Annotated in this window: 18 protein-coding genes; 12 read left to right on the forward strand and 6 right to left on the reverse strand. The window is 73.0% G+C overall.

Annotated features, from left to right (window positions below; all coding sequences use genetic code 11):
• The first annotated feature begins 192 nt into the window (after positions 1-192).
• The 3 genes from OG937_42000 (at position 193) to OG937_42010 (ending at position 2,021) form a co-directional block, all read left to right on the forward strand.
• Complete coding sequence (locus tag OG937_42000) at positions 193-900, forward strand: SDR family oxidoreductase (protein ID WUD77822.1); 708 nt, start codon at positions 193-195, stop codon at positions 898-900.
• Positions 901-942: 42 nt separating this feature from the next.
• Entirely contained in the window at positions 943-1,395 is a 453-nt protein-coding gene (locus OG937_42005; protein WUD77823.1) for a MarR family transcriptional regulator, read from the forward strand.
• 65 nt (positions 1,396-1,460) lie between these two features.
• Complete coding sequence (locus OG937_42010) at positions 1,461-2,021, forward strand: DinB family protein (protein WUD77824.1); 561 nt, start codon at positions 1,461-1,463, stop codon at positions 2,019-2,021.
• A 108-nt stretch (positions 2,022-2,129) separates the two neighbouring features.
• Here OG937_42010 and OG937_42015 read toward each other — a convergent pair whose 3' ends face one another.
• Positions 2,130-3,461: an MFS transporter gene (locus OG937_42015; protein ID WUD77825.1), complete on the reverse strand. Its 1,332-nt coding sequence runs from the start codon at positions 3,459-3,461 to the stop codon at positions 2,130-2,132.
• A gap of 16 nt (positions 3,462-3,477) precedes the next feature.
• On the opposite strand from OG937_42015, the gene OG937_42020 reads away from it, so the two are divergent.
• From OG937_42020 to OG937_42030, 3 genes are all read left to right on the forward strand, one after another.
• Positions 3,478-3,771 carry a hypothetical protein gene (locus tag OG937_42020; protein ID WUD77826.1) on the forward strand — a complete coding sequence of 98 codons (294 nt, stop codon included), beginning with the start codon at positions 3,478-3,480 and terminating at the stop codon, positions 3,769-3,771.
• Between the two features lie 123 nt (positions 3,772-3,894).
• Positions 3,895-4,173, forward strand: coding sequence for a hypothetical protein (locus OG937_42025; protein WUD77827.1), 279 nt, complete (start codon positions 3,895-3,897; stop codon positions 4,171-4,173).
• Between the two features lie 15 nt (positions 4,174-4,188).
• Positions 4,189-5,649 (forward strand): CocE/NonD family hydrolase, encoded by a 1,461-nt coding sequence (locus OG937_42030; GenBank protein ID WUD79050.1) that lies wholly within the window; start codon positions 4,189-4,191, stop codon positions 5,647-5,649.
• A gap of 48 nt (positions 5,650-5,697) precedes the next feature.
• Here OG937_42030 and OG937_42035 read toward each other — a convergent pair whose 3' ends face one another.
• On the reverse strand, positions 5,698-5,973 hold the full coding sequence (locus OG937_42035) for a hypothetical protein (GenBank protein WUD77828.1): 276 nt from the start codon (positions 5,971-5,973) through the stop codon (positions 5,698-5,700).
• A gap of 151 nt (positions 5,974-6,124) precedes the next feature.
• Between OG937_42035 and OG937_42040 the strand changes: the two genes are divergently transcribed.
• Complete coding sequence (locus OG937_42040; protein WUD77829.1) at positions 6,125-6,817, forward strand: SDR family NAD(P)-dependent oxidoreductase; 693 nt, start codon at positions 6,125-6,127, stop codon at positions 6,815-6,817.
• Positions 6,818-6,839: 22 nt separating this feature from the next.
• Here OG937_42040 and OG937_42045 read toward each other — a convergent pair whose 3' ends face one another.
• Positions 6,840-8,087, reverse strand: coding sequence for an MFS transporter (locus OG937_42045; protein WUD77830.1), 1,248 nt, complete (start codon positions 8,085-8,087; stop codon positions 6,840-6,842).
• 3 nt (positions 8,088-8,090) lie between these two features.
• Here OG937_42045 and OG937_42050 point away from each other — a divergent pair, with 3 nt between their 5' ends.
• A complete protein-coding gene (locus tag OG937_42050; protein ID WUD77831.1) occupies positions 8,091-8,768 on the forward strand; it encodes a FadR family transcriptional regulator in 678 nt (225 codons plus the stop codon).
• Positions 8,769-8,790: 22 nt separating this feature from the next.
• Here OG937_42050 and OG937_42055 read toward each other — a convergent pair whose 3' ends face one another.
• The gene (locus OG937_42055; protein ID WUD77832.1) at positions 8,791-9,153 is read right to left on the reverse strand and encodes a DUF1330 domain-containing protein; all 363 of its coding nucleotides are present in this window, start codon (positions 9,151-9,153) and stop codon (positions 8,791-8,793) included.
• A gap of 547 nt (positions 9,154-9,700) precedes the next feature.
• On the opposite strand from OG937_42055, the gene OG937_42060 reads away from it, so the two are divergent.
• The 4 genes from OG937_42060 (at position 9,701) to OG937_42075 (ending at position 13,349) form a co-directional block, all read left to right on the forward strand.
• On the forward strand, positions 9,701-10,555 hold the full coding sequence (locus OG937_42060) for a class A beta-lactamase-related serine hydrolase (protein WUD77833.1): 855 nt from the start codon (positions 9,701-9,703) through the stop codon (positions 10,553-10,555).
• 69 nt (positions 10,556-10,624) lie between these two features.
• A complete protein-coding gene (locus OG937_42065) occupies positions 10,625-11,272 on the forward strand; it encodes a PAS domain-containing protein (GenBank protein WUD77834.1) in 648 nt (215 codons plus the stop codon).
• Positions 11,269-12,402 carry a pyridoxal phosphate-dependent aminotransferase gene (locus OG937_42070; protein WUD77835.1) on the forward strand — a complete coding sequence of 378 codons (1,134 nt, stop codon included), beginning with the start codon at positions 11,269-11,271 and terminating at the stop codon, positions 12,400-12,402. The genes OG937_42065 and OG937_42070 overlap by 4 nt, the downstream gene beginning before the upstream one ends.
• Positions 12,399-13,349, forward strand: a complete 951-nt coding sequence (locus tag OG937_42075; GenBank protein ID WUD77836.1) for an ornithine cyclodeaminase family protein — start codon at positions 12,399-12,401, stop codon at positions 13,347-13,349. Before OG937_42070 ends, OG937_42075 begins: the two co-directional genes overlap by 4 nt.
• Positions 13,350-13,383: 34 nt before the next feature.
• On the opposite strand, the gene OG937_42080 is transcribed toward OG937_42075, so the two are convergent.
• Both OG937_42080 and OG937_42085 read right to left on the reverse strand, forming a co-directional pair.
• Positions 13,384-14,229, reverse strand: coding sequence for a thioesterase family protein (locus tag OG937_42080; protein ID WUD79051.1), 846 nt, complete (start codon positions 14,227-14,229; stop codon positions 13,384-13,386).
• Between the two features lie 103 nt (positions 14,230-14,332).
• Positions 14,333-14,839 (reverse strand): ATP-binding protein, encoded by a 507-nt coding sequence (locus OG937_42085; protein WUD77837.1) that lies wholly within the window; start codon positions 14,837-14,839, stop codon positions 14,333-14,335.
• Positions 14,840-14,908 lie beyond the last annotated feature (69 nt).

Genomic DNA, 14,908 nt, shown 5'->3' on the forward strand with positions numbered 1-14,908 from the left:
GACCGTACCGGACTCCAGGGTCCGGTACGGCCTCCGGTGGCCTGTGGACCTCGTCACAGCCCGCGGACCGCGGCGCGAGCGGCGAGCACGCTGGTACCGCGAGTCCCAGGAAAACGGGACGACTCCCTGCCCGCCCCGCCCCGCCGCAATCTGGAGGCGTCGTAGAACGAACACCGAGACGGGAGCGACACCATGACGACGACACTGATCACCGGGGCCAACAAGGGGCTGGGGTACGAGACGGCGCGACGCCTGATCGCGGAGGGACACACCGTGTGGATCGGCGCCCGCGATGCCGAGCGGGGCCGACTGGCCGCCGACCGGCTGGGGGCGTCCTTCGTCCGGCTCGACGTGACGGACGACGGGTCGGTCGCGGCCGCCGCGCGGACGATCGAGGCCGGTGGCGGCCTGGACGTGCTGATCAACAACGCCGGCATCGAGGTGCGCCGGCCGGACAACAGCGTCGTGCCCACCGTGGAGACCACCGCCGACGCGATGAGGACGACCTTCGACACCAACGTCTTCGGCGTCGTGCGGGTCCTCCACGCGTTCGTGCCGCTGCTCCGGAAGTCCACCGCCCCGGCCGTGGTCAACGTCAGCAGCGGCCTGGCCTCGCTGCACCACGTCACGGACCCCGACCAGCCCGCCCACATGTTCCCGGGCCTGGACTACCCGGCGTCGAAGCTGGCCGTGAACATGATCACCGTCCAGTACGCGAAGGCGCTGCCGGACTTCCGGATCAACTCGGTGGAGCCGGGCTTCACCAAGACCGACCTGAACGGCAACACCGGCTTCCAGACGGTCGAGGAGGGCGCCGAGGTCATCGTCCGCATGGCGCTCGTCGGCCCCGACGGCCCGACCGGCGGCTACTTCGACCGCAAGGGCGCGCTTCCCTGGTGACGGGAGGCTGTAGGCGGTATACCGGCGGGTTAAGCTGTCGCAATGACGGCGGATGCTCCCCTGGACGCAGAAGAAGAGCGCTTCTGGCGTGCCCTGCAGCGCGTGATGACCGCGTTGCCGAAGGCTCTGGATGACGACCTTCTGAAGTCGACCGGGCTGACGCTGTCCGAGTACTCGGTGCTGATGTTCCTGTCCGAGGCCAAGGACCGCGAACTGCGGATGATCGACCTGGCCGAGCTCACCCGACTGTCGGCCAGCCGCATCTCACGGGTGGTCGACTCCCTCAAGGCGCGCGGCTGGGTGGCCAAGCGCCGGCACGAGGTGGACGCGCGGGGGAGCGTGGCGACCTTGACGTCCGGCGGGCTGGCACGGCTGGAGGCCGCCTATCCGTCGCTCCTGGCCAGTTCGCGCAGGCGCGTCATGGACCACGTCGACTCCGCCTCCCTCTCGAGCATGGCCGTCCAGTTCGAAAGCGTCGCCGAGCACCTCGGCTGACGGCCGGCGTCCGGCGGCACAAACTCGGTGGCGCACCCGGGCCGTCACGGACCACCATGCGGGGCATGAGCGACCAAGCGCCACGATGGACCCGGGCAACCGTCTACCCCGACATGTGGGTCGACCCGGACGACGACCCCCGCGACAGCGAAGGCCCCGGTCCGGACGGTGAGCTTGCCACCCTTCAGGACTACCTGACGAGCTACCGCATGACTCTGCGGATGAAGTGCCAGGACCTGGACCCGGAGCAACTGGCCCGTCGTTCGGTCCCACCGTCGACGATGTCGCTGCTCGGCCTCGTCCGGCACCTCGCCGAGGTGGAACGGGACTGGCGCAACTGGATCAGCGACGGCGAACCGCTGCCGAAGCTGTACGGCAGGCGGGACGCGGACTTCGACGACGCCGTCGCCGACCAGGCCGTGGTCGATGCCGCGTACCGCGATCTGGAACGCGAGCAGGCCGCAACCGACGCGGCGCTCGCGGCGCATCCCGACCTGGGGGAGCGCGTGGGGAAGGACGGGATCGCCATCAGGGAGCTGCTGGTGCACCGGATCGAGGAGTACGCCCGGCACTGCGGGCACGCCGACCTGTTGCGCGAGTGCGTCGACGGCAGGGTGGGCCAGTGACAGGGGCCTGAGCCCTTCCTCCCCGGCCCGGGGGGCCACCGCGCGATCTGCGGGAGTCCGCACACCCGCGGGTGATCACGCGGTGGCCGCCGTCCTCTTGGTCCGGGACTACCGGCCCCGTCCTGCCGGCCCCGTCCTACCACCCCGGACGGCCGCCCGGCCCGGTACGACCATCCTGGAGGTGTCGACCAGGGCGAGCCCGGCGAGGCCCAGCAGGGGCAGGACGGTGAGTTGCCAGAGTCCTGCGCCGCCCCAGCCGAGCGCGTCGACGAGCCGGGCGAAGAGCAGCCCGGAGAAGGCCGCCGGCACGTAGTAGGTCAGCATGAACGGTCCCGAGCCCCGGCCGACGAGCTCGGGGCGCACCGCGCGCTGCATGGCGGTCGTGCAGTTGGTGAAGAGGATGCCGCTGGCGAAGGTGCCCATGAGGAAGGCGAGGGCGTACTGGGCCGGGGCTGACGTGGCGTACTGGTAGGCCAGCGCCGCGGTGCCGGACGTGGTCACGAAGCCGACGGCCAGCAGGAGACGCTGGTTGACGCGGTCGCCGAGCCAGCCGGCCGGCAGCGCCATCATGGCGCCGAAGCCGAAGCCGAAGCCGAAGCCGAAGCCGAAGCCGAAGAAGGAGACGGCCGGCGCCGCCTGCCCGGCGTCGAGTCCGAGGTGCTCGCGCAGGAACGTCGGGTAGAGCCCCAGGAAGCCGTAGTTCACCAGTCCGGTCACGGCGCAGGCGACGCCCATGCCGAGCGTGTTGCGGTTGTACGGACTGGCCGGCACGTGGTCGAAGCGGCCGACCGACGTACCGGTCCCGGTCCCGGTGCCGGTGACCGCCTCGGTCATGGTGCGGCTCACGGTGGCGGCGATGAGCAGGGCGATCCCGAGGCCGACGGCCGCGAACAGGTAGAACGGGCCGCGCCAGCCGCCCCAGGTACCGGCGAGGCCATTGCCGATCAGGGGGCCGAGGAAGACGCCCGCGCCGAAGGCGACGCCGACGACGCCGACGACGCCGGCGGCGACCGCCCTGCGGTGGAAGAAGTAGGCACCGATGACGGCGTACAGGGCGGTGGCCTGCATGCCCTCGCCCACGCCGGAGACCAGCCGGTAGGCGCCCATGTCCGCGAAACCGGCGGCGAGCGGGATCGCCAAGGTGCCCAGCGAGTAGACGACGACGCTCATCACGATGACGCTTTTGCGGCCGAGCCGGTCCATCAGATAGCTCGTGGGAAGCCCCACGAGGGCCAAGCCGAGGGTGAAACCGGTCGCGAGCAGCCCTCCTTGGTCGAGGGAGAACCCGAACTCCGCACGGATCTCCGGCAGCAGGGGATAGAAGACCTGCCGGTCCATCGCGTTGACCATGTACGAGACGCACAGCATCGCGAAGCCGAGGGCGACACAGGCGCGCGTGAGGGGCCGGGGGGGAAGTCGGGGCGGGAGCAGCCTTCGCAAGGGGTCCGTCGATCACGTGAGGATTCCTTGGGGGACGACGACAGGGAGTCGCCGGGAGCGGGCGGCAGCCTTCTTCGCCCGCACGCTGCCGACCCTGCCCTACGGGCGCGGCGTCACGGTGCGCCATGTCGTGGGAAGCGCCCGCGGCGGCGCCTTCGAGTGGATCAGCCGCACCCGGCTGCCGCTGGGCGCCACCGTCCTCGAACTGGGCCGCGACCGCCTGATCACCCGCATGACGTCCGTCTGGGACAGCGCACTGTGGTCGGACGCGGCCGTCAAATCGGCCCAGGCCGCCACGATCCTGGGCTGAGGGACACCGGGGCCGGCGCCAGCACCGACTTCCGACGGGAGTCCCGCCGCGCGGCCTCGCGCGGCGGGGCCTTCCCGTCGTCCGCAAGGGGCGTTCAACGCCCGCCGACGAACGGAGAGCACGATGGGAAGCCACAGCAGCGAGGTCCGGGACGGCATGCGCATCGACTGGGACGTCCCGATCCCGATGGACGACGGAGTGGTGCTGCGGGCCGACGTCTTGCGTCCCGTGACGGAGGGACGCCATCCCGTGATCATGACCCACGGGCCCTACGCCAAGGGACTGGCCTTCCAGGAGGGCTACCCGGGCATGTGGGGGCCGCTGTCCGCCAAGTACCCGGACGTGACCGCCGGTTCGTCCAACCGGTACCAGAACTGGGAGACCGTCGACCCCGAGAAGTGAGTGCCGGACGGGTACGTGTGCGTCCGCGTGGACTCGCGCGGAGCCGGGCGTTCCCCCGGCGTCCTCGACATCTTTTCCCCGCGGGAGACCGAGGACTACCGCGCCTGCATCGAGTGGGCGGGCACCCGGCCGTGGAGCAACGGCAAGGTGGGCCTGCTCGGCATCTCGTACTACGCGGTGAACCAGTGGCAGGTGGCGGCGCTCCGGCCACCGCACCTGGCGGCCATCTGCCCCTGGGAGGGGGCCAGTGACCTCTACCGGGAGTTCGCCCGCCACGGCGGGATCCTCAACACCTTCACCTCCGTGTGGTACCCCGTTCAGGTCGCCTCGGTGCAGCACGGCGTCGGCGAGCGCGGCGCGCGCAACCCCACCACCGGCGCGTATGTGGCGGGCCCGGGCACGCGTCCGGAGCCGGAGCTGGTGGGGCTCCGCACCGACGCCCCCGCCGAACTGCTCTCCCGCCCCCTGGACGACACCTACTACCGGGAGCGCTCACCGGACCTCGGGAAGATCACCGTGCCCGTGCTCTCCGCCACCAACTGGTCGCACCACCTGCACACCCGGGGCGGCTTCGAAGGGTTCGCCCGCGCAGGCTCGGCGCAGAAGTGGCTGGAGGTGCACGGCCTGGAGCACTTCGCGGAGTTCTACACCGACTACGGCGTGGCCCTGCAGAAGCGCTTCTTCGGCCACTTCCTGAAGGACGAGGACACCGGCTGGGACCGGCAGCCGCCCGTCCAGCTGAACGTCCGTCACGTGGACGGGACGTTCGAGCGGCGTCAGGAGCAGGAATGGCCCCTGGCGCGGACCCGGTGGACCGAACTCCACCTGCAGCCGGGCACGATGGCCTTGAGCACGGAGGCGGTCCCGCAGGAGCGGAGCGCCGACTTCGACGCGGCCGGTGACGGACTGACCTTCACCACCGAGCCGTTCCCCGAGGACGCCGAGATCACCGGGCCCGCGGCCGCCCGCCTCCACATCGCCTCCACGACGGCCGACGCGGACCTGTTCCTCACCCTGCGGGTGCTCGACTCGGACGGGAAGGACGTCACCTTCGTCAGCGGACTCGATCCCGCGGGCGTGATCGGAGCGGGCTGGCTGAGGGCCTCCCACCGTGCAACCGACCCCGGGCGCAGCCTGCCGTACCGGCCCTGGCACACCCACGACCGTCCCCAGCCGCTCACGCCGGGCGAGGTCGTCGCACTGGACGTCGAGATCTGGCCCACCTCCGTCGTGGTGCCCGCCGGCCATCGCTTCGCCCTCACCGTCATGGGACGCGACTTCGAACTGCCCGGCGACGGCCCCTGGCCCAGCACCTACGGCGTACCGATGAAAGGACACGGCATCTTCCTGCACAACGACCCCGACGACCGCCCGGACGAGGTCTTCACCGGCACGACCACCCTCGTCTCGGGCCCCGCCCACCCCTCCTACCTGCTGCTCCCCTTCGTACCCCGGAGCGCGCGGCAGGCGCCGTGACGGCGGGCGTGGGCCCCGCGGCGCGGAGGAACCGCGGGGCCCACGGGTTCACGTGCTCGTGTCCACGTGCTGCCACAGGATCCGGCCGCCCGCGAGGACGTGGTCGGCGAAGTACATGCCGTACAGGACGAGGGCCACGCCGACCGCCGTGGCGACGAGGCGCTGCAGGCGCCGGTGCCGGCCGCCGATCGCCGGGACCACGGCGAACGCCTTGTTGAGGAAGCGCGTCGTACGGGCCGGGACCAGGGCGAGACAGAGGCCGAGCCCGATCATCGCGCACGCCGCCAGTACCGCGACCAGCGACGCCCCCGCGAACCCGCGCACCGACCCACTCCCCGCGCTCTTCCGGCGCCACCCCGCCGGGCGTCGTCAACGCCGGCGACAGGGCGGATCCCCGGGAAGCGGCGTTGACGGGACCCATACGCGGTACGGATCCCTGCGGCGACAGAAGATCCGCACAGCGCAGGGGAGACCCATGACCGTCTCACTGATCACCGGAGGCACCAGGGGCCTCGGCCGGGAGACCGCCCGACGGCTGATCGAGCTGGGGCACACCGTGCACGTCGGCGGCCGCGACGAGAGCCGCGGCCGTGCGGCCGCCGACGAGCTCGGCGCCCACTTCGTCCCCCTCGACGTGACCGACGACGCCTCCGTCACGGCGGCCGCGGCCGACCTCACCCGCCGGGAGGGCCGGCTCGACGTCCTGGTCAACGGCGCCGGGGCGTTCGAAGGCATGCGCGGGGCCGAGGAGGTCACGGCGGCCGTCATGCGCCACGTCTTCGAGACCAACGTCTTCGGCGTCGTGCGGATGACGCATGCCTTCCTGCCCCTGCTGGCGGTATCCCAGGCACCCGTCATCGTCAACGTGAGCTCGGCGTTCGGCTCGTTCGGCCTGGTCACCGACCCGGGCCGCCCGGAGGCCCGCATCCTCCTGCCGGTATTCGCGTCGTCGAAGGCGGCGCTGAACATGCTCACGGTGCAGTACGCCAAGGCCCTGCCCGGCCTGCGTGTCAACGCCGCCGAGCCCGGGCTGACCGGGGCCGACCCGTTCGGAACGGGCAACGGGACGGTCGGGGAGGGCGCCGAGGCGATCGTCCGGCTGGCGACCCTCGGCCCGGACGGTCCCACCGGCACCTTCTCCGGGCCGGACGGCGCCCTGCCCTGGTGATCCCCGCGGTCGGCGCCGCCGGTCAGCCCACGTTGCGGTCCCGCCCCGCGAGCAGGCCGGCGACCAGCTGCGCCACCATCAGGACGGCCATGAGGACCAGCGGGACCCGCCAGCCGCCGGTGTGCTCGTAGAGCGCGCCGACCAGGAACGGGACGGGGATCGACAGCAGGTAGCCGGCGCTCTGCGCGAAGGCGGAGAGCCGCACCACCGTCGCGCTGTTCCGGCCGCGCAACCCGATCATCGTCAGGGCCAGCGGGAAGGAGCAGTTGGCGACGCCCAGCAGCACGGCCCACACCCACGGCGCGGCAGCCGGTGCCGCCCACAGCCCCGCGTACCCGGCCAGCCCGAACACCCCGAGCACGACCGCGATGCCGCTCTGCCGCCGCAGCCGCCCCGCGAGGGCCGAGAGCGCGAAGGACAGCGGCACGCCCAGCAGTGAGGTGACGGCGAACAACAGGCCCGCGGTCCCGGCCGACAGCCCCGCGTCCCGGAACACCTGGGGCAGCCAGCCGATGACGACGTAGGCGGCACCGGCCTGCAGGCCGAAGTACGCGGCCAGCGCCCATGCCGTGGGGGAGCGGGTCATCCGCACGCCGGGTCCGGACCCGGCGCCGGGTGGCCCGGGTGCGGGTTGCGGCGTCCGGTCCGCCGTACGGACGCGCGCCAGCACGAGCCACGGGGGCACGGCGACGGCGGCGACCACGCCCCAGGCCCCCAGCCCCCACCGCCAGTCGCCGCCGAAAGCCCCGGACAGCGGCACGGTGGCGGCCGCCGCGACCGAGGCACCCAGGTTGAGGGCCATGGAGTACAGGCCGGTCATACGGCCGACCTGATCGGGGAAGCGCTGCTTGACCACCACCGGCAGCAGCACGTTGGCCACGGCGATCCCGGCGAGCGCGACTGCGCTGAGCGCCAGGAACAGCGCGGTGCCCCCGGCGAGGGGCCGCAGCACCAGGCCCACGGCGACCACGGCCGTGCCCGCCGCCACGACCGCCGAGGGCCCGTACCGGCGGGCGAGCCCGGGCGCGGCGAAGCCGACCAGGGCGAAGCAGAGCGCCGGCACGGAAGTGAGCAGCCCGGCGACGGCTCCGCTCATCCCGAGGGCGGCGCGCGCTTCTGCCAGGACGGGCCCGAGGCTCGTGACGGCGGGGCGGAGGTTGAAGGCCACCAGGAGCAGCGCCACCACCGCCAGGCCGCCGGTGCGGGCACGGGGCCGTCCCGGGTTCCGCCGTTCCGCGGAACGGCTCGGAACCCTCCGGCGTATAATCATGGGATGAGTCTACGTCCCGTGCCACGTCCGTCCGGGCTCTTCGAGCAGGTCGTGTCCGGACTGCGCCGCCAGATCACCTCCGGGGCCTGGCCGGTGGGCTCGCGCATCCCGACCGAGCCGGAACTCGTCCGGCAACTGGGCGTGGCCCGCAACACCGTCCGCGAGGCCGTCCGCGCGCTCGCCCACAACGGGCTGCTGGACATACGCCACGGCTCGGGGACGTACGTCGCGGCGACCAGCGAGCTCGCGGGGGTGATGCAGCGCCGCTTCGAGGAAGCCGGGCAGCGGGACGTGACCGAGGTGCGCGGCGCCCTGGAGTCGGCCGCGGCCGGCCTGGCCGCGACGCGCCGCACGGAGGACGACCTCGCCCGCCTCGACACGCTGCTGGACCAGCGGGAACACGCGTGGGCCTCGGGTGACCGGGACGCCTTCGTGGACGCGGACAGCGCCTTCCACCTGGCCGTGGTGGCCGCCTCGCACAACGAGGTGCTGGCCGAGCTCTACGCGGACCTGGGCCAGGTCGTCAGGGACTCGCTGAAGGAGCACTTCGGCGCCCCTGCGCTGCGCCCGGAGGACTACATGGACCACGCGCGTCTGCTGGACGCAGTCCGCGCAGGCGACGCGGCCTTGGCGGCCGGTGAAGCCGCCTCCCACACCTCGGGCTGCCGGTTCGGCGGCTGAACCCGCCCGGGCCTGCGGCCCGTCAGGCCGGCAACGCGCCCGTCCGCGTGGCTTCCTCCCTGAGTCGTGCGGCGGTCTTCGTGACGTCGTAGCCGGGTCCGACGCCGTTGACGAGGATGACCTCGCCCTCGAGATGGCGCGTGCGGAGCGGAAGGATCTCCTGGTAGGCGTTCGACCCGTACCAGGCCCGTGCCCGGTCCATGTCCGGGAACTCGATCAGGACGATCGTCCCGGGCCACCGCCCCTCGACGACCTCCACGGTCGCGCCGTGGACGATGAAGCGGCCGCCGAAAGGGTCCAGAGTGTCCTGGATGCGCTCCATATAGGTGAAGACCTCCTCGTGGGGCTGCGCGGGACGAAGGTGGCCGACGGCGTAGGCGGTCATGGATGCTCCCTGGGGTCGTGGTCCGTGGTGCGTGGTGTCCGGTGTGCGTCCTGCCGGACGTCCTTGATCCTGCCGGGCCCGTGCGGGCCGGTCGATGACGCCGGAGGTAATGAGGGGCGTGCGAGCTTCATCACATTCGGGTCATATCGGCATGGTTCGGACGAGGCTACGAGGCCCGGCGCAACGGCACCCCTGGGGAGATCGCCGGCGGCCGGGGTGACGGTCGCCCTCCCGGGTGGCGGCGACGGCTTGCGGCGGCCGCTTCCGTCTGGCCGACCGGCTGACAACGACACGTCGCGTCACGAGAGTTGGTGCATCCGGCACGCCAAGGCGGCGGCGCGGAACGGCGTCACGCCACGGCCGCGCGTCGGCCCCCGGGTGCGTCCCGGTGAACCGTCCGGCCACCCGGGGACGTGGCCGCGACGGGCCCCGCCGGGGCCGTCGCGGCCCCGGCCGGACGTAGTCGACGTCACATCCCGTTCTGCCCAACCGTCCGCCCACACTGGGCAGTCAGCCCGGCCGGCAGCAACCCGATGGACGGAGTGACATGGGTCATACCCGAATATCCCGGCGCGCCACGGCCGCCGCGGTCCTCGCAGGCGTGGCGGTCCCCGTGGCGGCAGGAGCCGCGACGGCGGAGGCCGCCGCCGCGACGCCCCAGGTGAGCTGCAGCTCGGCGGCGCCCGGACTGGCCGCGAAACTGCAGCGGGACATCACGTCGGCGCTGGAGGGCGGCACCGCCCGCACGGCCGTTTCCGTGCACGACCGCACGACCGGCACGTCGTGCACGCTCCGCGCGGACCAGCACTTCGACTCCGCCAGCACGGTCAAGGTCACCGTCCTGGCGACCCTGCTCCGGGACGCACAGCAGCACCACCGCCACCTCACCTCCCGTGAGGCCGGGCTCGCCACCGCCATGATCACGAAGTCGGACAACGACGCCACGACCGCGCTGTGGAAGCAGCTCGGCGTCACCAAGGTCGACGACTTCCTGTCCGCTGCGGGGATGAGCCACACCGTGCCGGACGGCGCCGGGGCCTGGGGTCTCACCCAGATCACCGCCGGGGACGAGCAGAAGCTGATGGACCTGCTCACGGCGCCGAACGCCGTGCTCGGCGACAACGCGCGCGCCTACGCCCTCAAGCTGATGAACGAGGTCGTCCCCTCCCAGCGCTGGGGCACCCCCGCGGGCGCCCCGGAATCCGCGGTCGTCCACGTCAAGAACGGCTGGCTCTCCCGCGCCACCCACGGTTGGCGGGTGCACAGCCTGGGCGCCTTCACCGGCGGCGGGCACGACTACAGCATCACCGTCCTCACCGACGACGACGCGACGATGGCCTCCGGCATCGCCACCATCGAGGGCGTCTCCCGGGCGGTCCACCAGGACCTCGACGCGGCCTAGGAGCGCGCCGCGTCCGCCCCTCCACGCAACGGCTGGACTGAATGTCCAGTCTGGACGTACAGTCCAGCCATGGAGAAGGCGCGACTCGACGAGAACGACCCCCGGGTGCGGCAGTGGGCCCCGGTCTGCCAGGCCGTGGCCCTGCTGCTGAGCCCGTACGCCGAGGTGGTCCTGCACGACGTGGCCGACGACCGCGTGCTGGGCATCTGGAACCCCATGTCGCGGCGTACCGCCGGCGACCCCTCGCTGCTGGGCGAGCTGGAGCGGCTGGACCCGTCGGCGCACGACGTGTACGGCCCGTACGAGAAGCCGCTCGCCGACGGGCGCCGGCTCTCGTCCGTCAGCGCGGTCCTGCGGGACGGCGACGGCGAGCCCTCCGCGGTGCTGTGCGTCAACCTCGACCGGACCCCGCTGGAGCAGGCGGCCTCCGTGCTCTCCGCCTTCGCCGCGCCCACCGTGCCGCACCCCGAGCCGCTCTTCGAGCAGGACTGGACCGAGCACGTGCAGCGGACCGTCGGCACCTACACCCGTGACCGGGGCTGCCCGGTGGAACGCCTCGGCCGCGAGGACCGCCTCGCGATCCTCGAGGAGCTCGACCGGGCCGGGGTGTTCGCGATGCGCCGCGCCGTGCCCGTCGTGGCCGGCGCCCTGCAGGCGTCCCGCTCCACCGTCTACGCCCTGCTCGCCGATCTCAAAGCGCAGAGGAAGCACCCGTGAGCCGACTTCCCGACTTCCGGCTGGAAACGTACTTCTCCCGCTGGGAGTTCACCGTCCGTCACCATCTGACCGCCTCGGACGCGCAGTCCATGACCCTCCCCGAACTGCTGGAACTCGCCGACGCCGAGGACCGGCACGCCTGGGAGACGCTCTCCCTCGGCTACACCCGGACCTTCGGCGACCCCGGGCTGCGCGAGGCGATCGCCGGAACGTACGAACGGGCGGGCGCCGACGACGTGATCTGCTTCGCAGGCGCGGAGGAGGCGCTCTACCTCGCGATGCAGGTGCTCCTCGGCCCCGGCGACCACGCCGTCGTCGTCACCCCCAACTACCAGGCCGCGGAGACCGTGCCGCTCTCCCTGTGCGAGGTGACGGGCGTGCCGCTCGACCCCGAGCGGGACTGGGCCCTGGACGTGGACCGGGTGGCCGCGGCGCTCCGCCCCACCACCCGCGTCGTGTCCGTCAACTTCCCCAACAACCCGACCGGCAAGGTCATCGACGCCGCCGACTTCGCGCGCCTGACCGAGCTCTGCGACGAGCGCGGCATCCACCTGTTCAGCGACGAGGTCTACCGGGGCCTCGAACGCGACCCGGCCCGCACCCTGCCCCAGGCCGCCGACCTGTCGGAACGGGCGCTGTCGCTGAACGTGACGTCCAAGTCGCTCGGGCTGCCCGGGCTGCGGATCGGCTGGATCGCCTGCCGGGACCGGGAGTTGCGCTCGCGCCTGGAGCGGGCCAAGCACTACACCACGATCTGCAACGCCGCGCCGAGCGAGGTGCTCGCCCGGATCGCCCTCAAGGCGCGCGACCGGATCCTGGACCGCAACCGAGCCCTGATCGCCGCCAACCTCCCGCTCTTCGACGCCTTCTTCGCCGAGTTCGACGCCTTGTTCAGCTGGCGCGCCCCGGACGGCGGCTGCGTCGCCTACCCCCGCTACCTCGGCGCCGACGGCGTGGAACACTTCTGCACCGAACTCGTCGAGCAGGCCGGGGTCCTGCTGCTGCCCGCGAGCATCTACCGCTCCGAGCTCACCGAGACGCCCGCCGACCGCTTCCGCGTCGGCGTCGGGCGCCGCGACCCGGCCCCCGGACTCGACGCCCTCGCCGGCTGGCTGCGAGCACGCCGATGACCGTCCCCGTCCTGGGCCCCGAGGAGATCGAGGCCGCCGCGCGGCCCGCGCTGGTGCTGGACGCGGTCCGTGCCGCGCTGATCGCCCACGCGGCCGGCCGCACCACCGTACCGCCGCCCACCCATCTGACGTTCCCCGCCGCGGACGGCGACTGCCACGTGAAGACGGGCTGGATCGACGGGTCCGACGACTTCACCGTGAAGATCGCCTCCGGCTCCTACCGCAACCCGGAGCACGGCGAACCCGTCAACCACGGCCTGGTCTGCGTCATCAGCGCCCACACCGGCCGGGTCCGCGCCGTCCTCGACGACGGCGGACGCCTCACGGCCTGGCGCACGGCAGCCGCCGGAGCCCTCGCCGGCCACGCCCTGGCCCGCCCCGACGCCCGCAGCGTGGGGGTGTTCGGCACCGGCGAGCAGGCCCGGCTGCAGGTGCGGTGGCTGGCGATGCTGCGCCCCGTCGGCCGGGTCCTCGTCCACGGCCGCGACGCGCGCCGGACGGCCGCCCTCTGCGAGCACCTGGCCGCACACGGGTTGAGCGCCGGCCCCGCCTCCGCCGCGGAGGCCGCGGGCGCCGACATCGTCGTCACCGCCACGCCCGCCACTTCCCCGGTGCTGGACGCCGACGCGGTCCGCCCCGGCGCGCACGTCACCGCCGTCGGCGCGGACATGCCGTACAAGAACGAGCTGCCGCCCGCGCTCTTCGCCCTCGCCGGCGTCATCGCCACGGACGACCACGAGCAGTGCCTCCACCACGGCGACCTCGCGCACGCCGTGCGCGCGGGTGCGGTCCCGCAGGACGCCGACGTCCCCCTCGGGGCCCTGCTCCGCACCCCTTCGGACCGCAGGGACCGCACGGAAGCCACCGTGACGATCGCCGACCTCACGGGCGTCGGGGCCCTCGACGCCGCCGTCGCCTCGGCGGTGGTCCGGGAACTCCTCGGCTGACGTCCCGTCGGACGACCGCTTACCCGGGGTGGGGTCAGGCCGAGGCGCCGCGACGCGGGGCGACGAACAAGCTCTGCACGCTGCGGCCGATGGGGCCCTGTTCGTCGTGGAGCGAGGCCTCGGCCATGCCCACTCCGTACGGGTCGACGGTGGTGCGGGCATCGAGGCAGACCCACTCGCCGGCGGGGTGGCGGTGGAGGTGGACGGTGAGGTCGGGGTTGACGAAGAGGTGCTCGGAGAAGTCCAGCACGTTGCTCACGCCGTTGCCGGAGTCCGCCGCGATCAGGACACGGTCCAGGGGAGCGGTCTTCTCGCCCGCGACGAGCGGGACGCGCATCCGCAGCCAGCAGGTGGCGGGGCCGCGGTCGAGGAAGGAACCGGCGGCGAAGCGGGTCTCCATGGCCGTGTGGTAGCCGGTGTCCCACGGCACGGGGAAGAACGGCTCGGGTCGGGCCTGCGCGGGTCCGGGGAACGGCGGGGGTTCCGGGGCGGCGTCGCCGGGATCCGTGGCGGGGCCCGCGGCGGGGACGGTGCCGGGCGCGGTGCGGATGCGCAGGGCCCGCGCCCGCATGATCTCGGCGCCCCCGTCGGGCGACAGGGAGGCCTCGACCAGTTCCACGCTGCGCCCCTCGCGCAGCACACGGGTGGTCACGGTGAGCGGGACGAGCGGCACCGGGCTGTGGATCTCGAAGGTGATCCGGACCAGGCGCATGTCCTCGCGGGCGCCCGGACGCGTCTGCACCGCGCGGCCGAGCAGGGCCGCGGGCGGCCCGGCGTGCTGGCTCGCGGCGTCCCAGGGGCCGCGCGTGTACCCGGTCGGGACGAAGCGCTCGTCCGCCACCCGCTCGAAGAAGGCCTCGACATCACTGTGGTCCGGCATGCTCACCGCTGCTCTCCCGCCCGCTGACGACGGGATAGAGGCTACTGGTGGGTAAGTCCGGTGTCACGGCACCGGTGGGAGGGGAGGCTTCGCGGGCGTCCCTTCAGGCGGCGGCCAGCGACAGTTCGAACCACGTCGTCTTGCCGGTCGCCGTCCGGTCGGAGCCCCAGGCGTCGCTGAGCAGGTCCAGGATCTCCATGCCGCGTCCGCCCTCCGCCTCGGTGTCCGCGACGCGCCGGACCGCGGCCCGGGAGCTGATGTCCTCGACCTCGCAGCGCAGGTGCCTCTCCGCGACGCGCAGGTTCATCCGCACCGGACCGCGCGCGTGCCGCAGGGCGTTGGTGACCAGTTCGCTGACCAGGAGTTCCGCCGTATCCGCGAGGTCGCCAAGGCCCCATGCATGCACCTGCGCCGTGGCCAGCCTGCGGGCGCGGCCCACCGAGGCCAGCTCGTGCTCCAGCGGCCAGGAGGCGTCCCGGGCGGAGGCGCGTCCGGCCGGAGCGTGCAGGGGGCGCACGGGCTCCAGGGTGCGTGACCACAGCCTGAGCTGCCGGGCGAGCCAGGACGCGGGGGTGCGCGTCCCGTCTGTGCCGATGGCCTGGGCGGCCATGGTGATCATTCCCTTCCGCTGTCGGGAGTGCGAGGCGCGAGAGTCTTTCCTGTAGCACCCGCTACATCT

Source organism: Streptomyces sp. NBC_00510 (genome assembly GCA_036013505.1).
GTDB lineage: Bacteria > Actinomycetota > Actinomycetes > Streptomycetales > Streptomycetaceae > Actinacidiphila.

Coding starts and splice junctions, on each gene's coding strand:
- OG937_42075 (WUD77836.1), top strand. CDS start 12,399: ATGACCGTCCCCGTCCTGGGCCCCGAGGAGATCGAGGCCGCCGCGCGG.
- OG937_42040 (WUD77829.1), top strand. CDS start 6,125: ATGACCGTCTCACTGATCACCGGAGGCACCAGGGGCCTCGGCCGGGAG.
- OG937_42025 (WUD77827.1), top strand. CDS start 3,895: ATGGGAAGCCACAGCAGCGAGGTCCGGGACGGCATGCGCATCGACTGG.
- OG937_42050 (WUD77831.1), top strand. CDS start 8,091: ATGAGTCTACGTCCCGTGCCACGTCCGTCCGGGCTCTTCGAGCAGGTC.
- OG937_42045 (WUD77830.1), bottom strand. CDS start 8,087: ATGATTATACGCCGGAGGGTTCCGAGCCGTTCCGCGGAACGGCGGAAC.
- OG937_42085 (WUD77837.1), bottom strand. CDS start 14,839: ATGGCCGCCCAGGCCATCGGCACAGACGGGACGCGCACCCCCGCGTCC.
- OG937_42005 (WUD77823.1), top strand. CDS start 943: ATGACGGCGGATGCTCCCCTGGACGCAGAAGAAGAGCGCTTCTGGCGT.
- OG937_42060 (WUD77833.1), top strand. CDS start 9,701: ATGGGTCATACCCGAATATCCCGGCGCGCCACGGCCGCCGCGGTCCTC.
- OG937_42065 (WUD77834.1), top strand. CDS start 10,625: ATGGAGAAGGCGCGACTCGACGAGAACGACCCCCGGGTGCGGCAGTGG.
- OG937_42000 (WUD77822.1), top strand. CDS start 193: ATGACGACGACACTGATCACCGGGGCCAACAAGGGGCTGGGGTACGAG.
- OG937_42010 (WUD77824.1), top strand. CDS start 1,461: ATGAGCGACCAAGCGCCACGATGGACCCGGGCAACCGTCTACCCCGAC.
- OG937_42080 (WUD79051.1), bottom strand. CDS start 14,229: ATGCCGGACCACAGTGATGTCGAGGCCTTCTTCGAGCGGGTGGCGGAC.
- OG937_42055 (WUD77832.1), bottom strand. CDS start 9,153: ATGACCGCCTACGCCGTCGGCCACCTTCGTCCCGCGCAGCCCCACGAG.